The organism is Lysinibacillus telephonicus, assembly GCF_003966145.1.
GTDB lineage: Bacteria > Bacillota > Bacilli > Bacillales_A > Planococcaceae > Ureibacillus > Ureibacillus telephonicus.
This window is the reverse complement of sequence record NZ_RXNR01000147.1, coordinates 1-1,443: the sequence shown is the minus strand read 5'-3', so window position 1 is coordinate 1,443 and position 1,443 is coordinate 1. Positions and strand designations below refer to the sequence as shown.

Annotated in this window: 13 tRNA genes and 1 rRNA gene; all 14 read left to right on the top strand. The window is 51.8% G+C overall.

From position 1 onward, the window contains the following. A 23S ribosomal RNA gene (locus EKG35_RS20630) occupies nt 1-120 on the top strand; the annotation flags it as partial. A 69-nt stretch (nt 121-189) separates the two neighbouring features. Continuing rightward, nucleotides 190-265: transfer RNA gene (locus EKG35_RS20625), tRNA-Val, on the top strand. A 4-nt stretch (nt 266-269) separates the two neighbouring features. After that, nucleotides 270-345, top strand: a tRNA-Thr gene (locus tag EKG35_RS20620). Nucleotides 346-351: 6 nt separating this feature from the next. After that, nucleotides 352-426 (top strand) — tRNA-Lys (locus EKG35_RS20615). Nucleotides 427-441: 15 nt separating this feature from the next. After that, nucleotides 442-523 (top strand) — tRNA-Leu (locus EKG35_RS20610). Nucleotides 524-541: 18 nt separating this feature from the next. After that, nucleotides 542-616: transfer RNA gene (locus tag EKG35_RS20605), tRNA-Gly, on the top strand. Between the two features lie 5 nt (nt 617-621). Next, nucleotides 622-710, top strand: a tRNA-Leu gene (locus EKG35_RS20600). Nucleotides 711-734: 24 nt separating this feature from the next. Next, nucleotides 735-811 (top strand) — tRNA-Arg (locus EKG35_RS20595). 7 nt (nt 812-818) lie between these two features. Next, nucleotides 819-895 (top strand) — tRNA-Pro (locus EKG35_RS20590). Between the two features lie 31 nt (nt 896-926). Continuing rightward, nucleotides 927-1,002: transfer RNA gene (locus EKG35_RS20585), tRNA-Ala, on the top strand. A 17-nt stretch (nt 1,003-1,019) separates the two neighbouring features. After that, nucleotides 1,020-1,093: transfer RNA gene (locus tag EKG35_RS20580), tRNA-Met, on the top strand. An 8-nt stretch (nt 1,094-1,101) separates the two neighbouring features. Further along, nucleotides 1,102-1,178 (top strand) — tRNA-Ile (locus EKG35_RS20575). A 15-nt stretch (nt 1,179-1,193) separates the two neighbouring features. After that, a tRNA-Ser gene (locus EKG35_RS20570) sits at nt 1,194-1,286 on the top strand. A gap of 36 nt (nt 1,287-1,322) precedes the next feature. Then, nucleotides 1,323-1,399 (top strand) — tRNA-Met (locus EKG35_RS20565). The last annotated feature ends 44 nt before the right edge of the window (nt 1,400-1,443 follow it).

Sequence of the window (1,443 nt, the reverse complement as noted above, 5' to 3'; positions counted from 1 at the left end):
GAGATTTCCCATTACGCAAGTAAGTAAGATCCCTCAAAGACGATGAGGTAGATAGGTTCGAGGTGGAAGTGTGGCGACACATGGAGCTGACGAATACTAATCGATCGAGGACTTAACCAAACAATTGAACGCATTCGATGTCTTTATCCAGTTTTGAGAGAATGAAAAACTCTCACTATACATAGCCCAGGAGGATTAGCTCAGCTGGGAGAGCACCTGCCTTACAAGCAGGGGGTCGGCGGTTCGAGCCCGTCATCCTCCACCATAAAGCCGGTGTAGCTCAATTGGTAGAGCAACTGACTTGTAATCAGTAGGTTGAGGGTTCAAGTCCTTTCGCCGGCACCATTTTTCGAGCCATTAGCTCAGTGGTAGAGCATCTGACTTTTAATCAGAGGGTCGAAGGTTCAAGTCCTTCATGGCTCACCAGTTTTAATAAAATATGCGGGTGTGGCGGAATTGGCAGACGCACTAGACTTAGGATCTAGCGCCGCAAGGCGTGGGGGTTCGACTCCCTTCACCCGCATCTAAAAGATAAGCACATGCGGAAGTAGTTCAGTGGTAGAACACCACCTTGCCAAGGTGGGGGTCGCGGGTTCGAACCCCGTCTTCCGCTCCAAATGTGCCGGGGTGGCGGAACTGGCAGACGCACAGGACTTAAAATCCTGCGGTAGGTGACTACCGTACCGGTTCGATTCCGGTCCTCGGCACCATTATAAAAATCATGTCAAGATGTAGCGCCTGTAGCTCAATTGGATAGAGCGTCTGACTACGGATCAGAAGGTTGTGGGTTCGACTCCTGCCAGGCGCGCCAAAAGATACGGGAAGTAGCTCAGCTTGGTAGAGCACTTGGTTTGGGACCAAGGGGTCGCAGGTTCGAATCCTGTCTTCCCGACCATAGAATAAAGTGAACTTTTAATAATAATTATGGGGCCTTAGCTCAGCTGGGAGAGCGCCTGCCTTGCACGCAGGAGGTCAGCGGTTCGATCCCGCTAGGCTCCACCAACCATAATAAGGATCCCGGCGGCGTAGCTCAGCTGGCTAGAGCGTACGGTTCATACCCGTAAGGTCGGGGGTTCGATCCCCTCTGCCGCCATCTTTAAAGGACCTTTAGCTCAGTTGGTTAGAGCAGACGGCTCATAACCGTCCGGTCGCAGGTTCGAGTCCTGCAAGGTCCACCATTAGAATAATAAAACGGAGGAATACCCAAGTCCGGCTGAAGGGATCGGTCTTGAAAACCGACAGGCGGGTTAAACCGCGCGGGGGTTCGAATCCCTCTTCCTCCGCCATTTATTTAATCTAATAATTACTATCATTTATATTATCGCGGGGTGGAGCAGTTCGGTAGCTCGTCGGGCTCATAACCCGAAGGTCACAGGTTCAAATCCTGTCCCCGCAACCAAAAGGTCCCGTGGTGTAGCGGTTAACATGCCTGCCTGTCACGCA